Here is a 6,418-nt window from a genome sequence, read left to right as displayed (position 1 = left end):
CCCGGCCCATCGTGAAGGCGGGGTAGTCGTCGTCGTCGAGACGGCCGTACGAGTCGTCTGCTGTCATTTGCACCTCTCTCGGGAACGCGTGGAGGGGCCTTGGTGCCGTACGGCACCAAGGCCCCGAAGGAACTACTACACCATCTGCCGACTAGGTACTGCGTCGGCCTTCTGTGTCCGCCGGCCCGACCGAGACACTGTCGGGCTGCGGGGATCGCGGTTGCTTGACCGGAGACCACCTCACTATCGATGTCCTGCGGTACCCGGGCTCACTACTTCCGCCCGGGCGATCCTGATGGCGTGGCTCCTCCGTTCTTCCCTCGATGATCAACCACTTACACGGGGGTACTGCGTACTGCTGGTACTGCGTACTGCACTCACACGGGCACCGCATCTGCCATGACCACGGTCCCGTTTCGGCGGCCCCTCATCACTGCGGGCCACCCGGTCCGGCCGTCAGTCCCGTCGCCGTCATGCAACCACCCTGGCTTCGGTACTCCACCGCCGCACCGTTCTGCGAACTGCACCTACAGGTACTGCCATACAGGTACTTCCGGCCGGCAGTTCATCTCTGCCAGGCCCTGTTGTCTCTCTGGGCTACGAGAGAAACCATATCCACGCACACCCGCAATGTCTACTCCGGCCGCCATAGATTTTTGTGTGCCCTGTCGGGAGGTAATCGACCTCGAACAGTGAAGCGATTCGGTGGCACGCAGGCCCGGGTACGCGGAAGGGCCCGACCGGCGTGTGCCGGTCGGGCCCTTCTGGTGGTTCGGGTGTCAGACGGTCAGATCGCCAGCGGGGCGCCGAGCATCGCCGAGGCGTGCTGGAGCGGGTCGACGGCGCGGGTGGGCACGACGGTCCTGGGCACGCTGCGGCAGGTGAAGCCGAGCTTGGCCATGGCCCTCGTGACTTCGTCGGCGCTGAAGTCGCGTCGGTCCTGGCGGGTGATGACCTGGCCGACCTGCTTGACGGGGTAGCTGCGGCGGCCGATGATCACGGACTCGCCGAGCACCTCCTCGGGCTTGACGCCCTTCATGGACTCCAGGACTCCGCTCTTGGTGAGCTCGAACGGGAAGCGGGCGATGACACAGCGCACGATGCCTCACAGGGAGAGGAAGGGGATGGTTCCGCCGTGGGGAGGCGGTTCAGCGGGCCAGGGCGAGAACGCCCGGGGTGAGCCGTACGTCGTCGGGTACGCCGTCGCCGGGGACGTCGCGCAGCCGGAGCCGGTCCGTGTAGGCGGCGCCCTCGCGGACGCCGGCCAGCTGGACCCGGGTGACCGTTCCGGTACGCAGGCCGTCGTTGTCGCAGACGAGCAGGTGCCCGGTGCGGGCGCCGGCCATGACGGACAGCGCCACCTCGACGGTCATGTCGTCACAGACCTGGAGTCCGGCCATGTCGGCCAGTTCTGCCAGGTCGGCCAGGTCGGCCAGGTCGGCCAGGTCGGCCAGGTCGGCCGGCCCCTCCGTGTGGATCTGTGCCTGGATCGGTGTCTGGATCGGCGTCACAACGTGCCTCCTGCGGAGATGGGTCGGCTTCCGGTCGACGGCGCGGGGTTCAGGCCGCGGCCGCGCCGGAGGCGGACTGCCGCCCGCCGCCCGTGCGCCGGCCGGCGCCCGAGGGGCGGCGGCGGCCGCGGGAGGACGCGCCGCGCTTGGGCCGCTCGGCCTGCGGCGGCGCGGTGATCGTCACGGGGATGCCGGAAGGGGCCTGGGCTCCGGTGATCCGGCGGAGCGCCTCCTCGCCGGAGCGGACCTGGGTGGTCTGCGGCACGATGCCCGCGGTCGCCATGAGGCGGGTCATGTCGCGGCGCTGGTTGGGGGTGACCAGGGTGACGACGCTGCCGGACTCGCCGGCCCGGGCGGTCCGGCCGCCGCGGTGGAGGTAGTCCTTGTGGTCGGTCGGCGGGTCCACGTTCACGACGAGGTCGAGGTTGTCGACGTGGATGCCGCGCGCCGCGACGTTCGTCGCGACCAGGACGGTGACGTGCCCCGTCTTGAACTGCGCGAGGGTGCGGTTGCGCTGCGGCTGGGACTTCCCGCCGTGCAGGGCCGCGGCGCGGACACCGCAGTCGAGCAGGTCCTGGGTGAGACGGTCCACGGCGTGCTTGGTGTCGAGGAACATGATCACCCGGCCGTCGCGTGCCGCGATCTCCGTCGTCGCCCGGTGCTTGTCGGCGCCGTGCACGTGCAGGACGTGGTGCTCCATCGTGGTGACCGCGCCCTGGGAGGGGTCCACGGAGTGGACGACCGGGTCGGCGAGGTAGCGGCGGACCAGCAGGTCGACGTTGCGGTCCAGGGTCGCCGAGAACAGCATGCGCTGACCCTCGGGGCGGACCTGGTCCAGGAGCGCGGTGACCTGGGGCATGAAGCCCATGTCGGCCATCTGGTCGGCCTCGTCGAGGACGGTGATCGCGACCTGGTTCAGCCGGCAGTCACCGCGGTCGATGAGGTCCTTGAGGCGGCCGGGGGTGGCCACGACGACTTCGGCGCCGCCGCGCAGCACGCTCGCCTGCCTGCCGATCGGCATCCCGCCGACGACGGTGGCCAGGCGCAGCTTCACGGCGCGGGCGTACGGGGTGAGGGCGTCGGTGACCTGCTGGGCGAGTTCCCGGGTGGGGACCAGGATCAGGGCCAGCGGCTGACGCGGCTCGGCGCGCTGCCCCGCCGTACGGCCGAGGAGGGCCAGCCCGAAGGCGAGGGTCTTGCCGGAGCCGGTCCGGCCGCGGCCCAGGACGTCACGGCCCGCCAGGGAGTTCGGCAGCGTCGCGCCCTGGATCGGGAAGGGCACGGTCACGCCCTGCGCGGTGAGCGCGTCCAGGAGCGCCTTGGGCATGTCGAGGTCGGCGAACGCCTCGACGGCGGGCAGTGCCGGGGTGATCGTCTTCGGCAGGGCGAACTCCCCCTGCGCGGCGGCGGGGCGCCGGCCGTGGCCGCCGGAGCGGTTGGGGCCGCCCGAGCGGGCCGGGGCGGACGAACCGAAGCGACTGCCTCGGGTGGAGCCGTTCGTGGAGCCGAAGGTGGAGCCGCCGGTGCGGCGCCGGGCGCCTGAGGAACGGCTGTTCGTACGGGTGGGGTTCATGCAGAACCTTCCTCGATACGGCACGTATCGAGGAATTCCGGCAGCGAGTGAGCAGCGCACGGAATCACGGCACGAGCCGAACAGAATGCGAAATTGACTTGGCCCACGGGAATTCGTGTCGGCGCAAGGAGAAATAGGTGACGGCTCACGGAAGGGAATCCGGTGCGTCAATGGGTACGGCCCCCGAGGGGTTCGTCCCTGAGAAATGTCGTCCCGCAGGTGGACTCACTGCGGAAACGCGTGCAGCTGGGGCCCGCACCCCGAGGGATGCGGGCCCCAGCTACGGTCTGCGCGTCAGCGTCAGGCGGAAACGATGTTCTCCGCCGTCGGGCCCTTCTGGCCCTGCGCGATGTCGAAGCTGACCTTCTGGCCTTCCTGCAGCTCGCGGAAGCCAGAGGCGGCGATGTTCGAGAAGTGGGCGAACACGTCAGCGCCGCCACCGTCCTGCTCGATGAAGCCGAAGCCCTTTTCCGCGTTGAACCACTTCACGGTGCCAGTAGCCATGTCATATCTCCTTTGGGCAGTGCATCGGCGCCCGTACTGTACGGACGCCGAGTCGCCGCGATGATGCCCCGCCCGGAAAATGAACCGGAAATAAGCAGCGCTTCCATGAGGCCACGAAGGCCGACCGGAGGCACGTGAAGATTTTGGGTACCAAAACTGCAACTGATTCGACAGTAGCACGCCATCGCGGTCGACGTCGGGGGAAATATCTTCCCTGCGTGTTTCGGTGAAAAAGCCTCCGTGCGAGGACCGTCAAATTCTCGGCCCGCCGACACAGGTATTCATTCACCCCGGGTGCAGCGTTCCGGTTTTCCGGGTTCTACGCGGCCCTGCGGTCGCCCTCGTCGTCCTCCGCCACGGCCGTGGGTCCACGTCGACGATGCCGCCGAGAGGAGCGATCGGGGGAAGACCCGGACGTCAGGGAGGCCGTCGTGATCGCTTCCACCCGTCCGCGGCCGCCGGAACAGCGGAAACGTCGCTCACCCACGATCGGGGGACGCCGCTTGTGCCGGAGGAGCCACGCGGGCTCAGATCACCGGCGGGCGCCCCAGGCGGGTCATCCGGCCGACCGTCGACCAGCGCATGGGCCGGCGGGGGCCGCCGGAGCGGCGGACGCCCTCCGCGAAGCCGGCGAACCAGGAGCCCAGGCCCGGCAGGGAGCGGGTGCGGGCCAGGGTGAGGAGGGTCCAGACGCCCAGGTAGACGGGGACCAGCGGCGCGGGCAGGTTGCGCTTGGCCAGCCAGACCCGGTTGCGGGCGGTCATCCGGTAGTAGACGGCGTGCCGGGCCGGGCTGGTCCTCGGGTGCTGGAGAAGGAGCGCCGGCTCGTAGATGACCTTCCAGCCCGCGTCCAGGGCGCGCCAGGCGAGGTCGGTCTCCTCGTGGGTGAAGAAGAAGTCCTCCGGCCAGCCGCCGATCTCGTCGAGCATCGCCATCGACAGGCCGTGGCCGCCGCCGAGGAAGGTCGTGACCTCCCCGCCGCGCATCGGGTCCTTGGCGCCCAGGCGCGGAACGTGGCGCCGCTGCGTCTCGCCCGTCTCGTCGGCGATGCGGAACGACACGACCCCGAGCGCCGGGTCCCCGTCGTACAGGTCGGCCAGGCGGCGGAAGACGTCCGTGTCGACGAGCAGGCCGTCGTCGTCCAGGTCCACCACGACGTCGACGTCGCCGAACGCGCGCAGCGTCTCGATCGCGACGTTCCGGCCCCCGGAGACGCCCCGGTTCTCGGGCAGTTCGACGCCGGTCACGCCCTCGGGGAGCTCCGGGAGCGTCCCCGTGCCGTTGCCGACGACGACGATCCGGGCGGCCCGCTCGTCCTGGCGCGCCACGGCGTCGAGGAGAGCCCCCAGCTCGGCCGGGCGCGTGCCCATCGTCAGTACCGCCACACCCACACGAGGTCGCGCCACGACCACTCCGTTCCACGTCCACCGGCGTCCGCCGGCACTCACTCCGGACTCACTCCGGGCCGCGATGCTAGCCGGAGGCGGCACCGCGCGTTCACCCGCGCCTCGGTCGTCGTCCATCGGAGGCGGCGGTGGGGGGAGCGCGGCGAAGAGCGCGGGCGGGCGGCTCTACGCTGGTTCCCTTCCGTCAAGTTGATCGATCGTCGAAAGGGTGGTCTCCAGGTGCTGGTCGCGGACCGATATCGGCTTCACGTGTGTATCGGCCGGGGCGGCATGGGCGAGGTGTGGCAGGCCACCGACGAGGTGCTGGGCCGGCCCGTGGCCGTGAAGCTGATGCTGGCGCAGTCGACGGATCCCTCTGCCGGTGACCGGTTCCGGTTGGAGGCGCAGACCGCCGCCCGGCTGAGCCACCCGCACGTGGTGGGGGTCTTCGACTTCGGCACGTGGGACGGAAAGCTGTTCCTGGTCATGGAGTTGGTGGAGGGCGACAGCCTCGCCGGGAGCCCCTCCGATCCCCTGATCCTCCCCGCCGAGCGGGTCGCGGTGGTCGCCGCCCACGCCGCCGCCGGTCTCGCCGCCGCGCACCGGCAGGGGGTCGTGCACCGGGACATCAAGCCGGGGAACCTGCTGGTCGACGCCGAAGGAACCGTGAAACTGGCCGACTTCGGCATCGCCCGGTTCGTCGACGACCCCTCGGCGGGTCTCACGACGACCGGCCAGATCGTCGGTACGGGGCTCTACCTCGCCCCCGAGCGGGCCCTCGGGCAGCCCGCGTCGTCCGCCTCCGACGTCTACTCGCTCGGCTGCGTCCTCTACCAACTCCTGACCGGCCGTCCGCCGTTCCGGGCCGATACGGCGACGGCCCTGCTGTACCAGCACATCGACACCGCCCCCGTGCCGCCCGGCCGGCTCGGGGTGGCGCTGCCGACCGAGTTCGAGACGTACCTGCTGAGCCTGCTGGCCAAGCAGCCGGATCAGCGGCCCTCGGCGCAGGCCATCGCGGACTGGTTCTCCTCGGGCGCCTGGCGCGCCTACCCCCGGGCGGCGGCCCAGCACCACGGTCCGGTCGCGCACCACAACGCCGGACCGCACCCCGCCCCTCACCACAACCCCGGCGCCCAGCGGCCCGCCGCCGGCCGGCCCGCACCCGGGACCTCCGCGATGTCGGCGCCGGCGTCCGCGCCCATGCCCATGCCGGCGCCCGCTCCCAGACCGGGGCAGGCACACAGACCCGTGCCCGCCGGCGTGCCCGCGTCCCGGCGGCGTGAGCGGCCCGGCAGTACGACCACGGGCCTTGCGGAGCTGTCCCGGCGCCGCCCCCGCAAGACGGCCGCGGTGGCCGGGGCCATCGCCTTCGTCGTCTTCCTGGTCATCGGAATGGCCTTGCTGTCCTGAGGCCGCGCCCGTACGACGTACCGCACGGGGCC

General features: G+C 71.1%; 6 protein-coding genes and 1 pseudogene. 1 reads left to right on the top strand and 6 read right to left on the bottom strand.

Annotated features, from left to right (window positions below; all coding sequences use genetic code 11):
* The 6 genes and pseudogenes from IO20_RS41525 to IO20_RS0124685 all read right to left on the bottom strand — a co-directional run.
* Window positions 1-67, bottom strand: a pseudogene (locus IO20_RS41525) (MerR family transcriptional regulator); the annotation flags it as partial.
* A 720-nt stretch (window positions 68-787) separates the two neighbouring features.
* Window positions 788-1,099: an SCO5918 family protein gene (locus tag IO20_RS0124705; protein ID WP_030553074.1), complete on the bottom strand. Its 312-nt coding sequence runs from the start codon at window positions 1,097-1,099 to the stop codon at window positions 788-790.
* 49 nt (window positions 1,100-1,148) lie between these two features.
* Window positions 1,149-1,454, bottom strand: coding sequence for a CBS domain-containing protein (locus IO20_RS0124700; RefSeq protein WP_245685030.1), 306 nt, complete (start codon window positions 1,452-1,454; stop codon window positions 1,149-1,151).
* A gap of 106 nt (window positions 1,455-1,560) precedes the next feature.
* The gene (locus IO20_RS0124695; protein WP_030553078.1) at window positions 1,561-3,084 is read right to left on the bottom strand and encodes a DEAD/DEAH box helicase; all 1,524 of its coding nucleotides are present in this window, start codon (window positions 3,082-3,084) and stop codon (window positions 1,561-1,563) included.
* 300 nt (window positions 3,085-3,384) lie between these two features.
* Window positions 3,385-3,588 (bottom strand): cold-shock protein, encoded by a 204-nt coding sequence (locus IO20_RS0124690; RefSeq protein ID WP_030553080.1) that lies wholly within the window; start codon window positions 3,586-3,588, stop codon window positions 3,385-3,387.
* 527 nt (window positions 3,589-4,115) lie between these two features.
* Entirely contained in the window at window positions 4,116-4,994 is an 879-nt protein-coding gene (locus IO20_RS0124685; protein ID WP_030553081.1) for a glycosyltransferase family 2 protein, read from the bottom strand.
* Between the two features lie 219 nt (window positions 4,995-5,213).
* On the opposite strand from IO20_RS0124685, the gene IO20_RS0124680 reads away from it, so the two are divergent.
* Window positions 5,214-6,386: a serine/threonine-protein kinase gene (locus IO20_RS0124680; protein ID WP_078946113.1), complete on the top strand. Its 1,173-nt coding sequence runs from the start codon at window positions 5,214-5,216 to the stop codon at window positions 6,384-6,386.
* The last annotated feature ends 32 nt before the right edge of the window (window positions 6,387-6,418 follow it).

It is taken from the genome of Streptomyces exfoliatus, from assembly GCF_000725545.1.
GTDB lineage: Bacteria > Actinomycetota > Actinomycetes > Streptomycetales > Streptomycetaceae > Streptomyces > Streptomyces exfoliatus.
The sequence above is the reverse complement of the archived record's forward strand: the minus strand, read 5'-3'. Positions and strand labels throughout refer to the sequence as shown.

What these genes read in the sequence shown, in the direction of transcription:
- IO20_RS0124690 (WP_030553080.1), bottom strand. Translation starts at nt 3,588, where the DNA reads ATGGCTACTGGCACCGTGAAGTGGTTCAACGCGGAAAAGGGCTTCGGC.
- IO20_RS0124695 (WP_030553078.1), bottom strand. Translation starts at nt 3,084, where the DNA reads ATGAACCCCACCCGTACGAACAGCCGTTCCTCAGGCGCCCGGCGCCGC.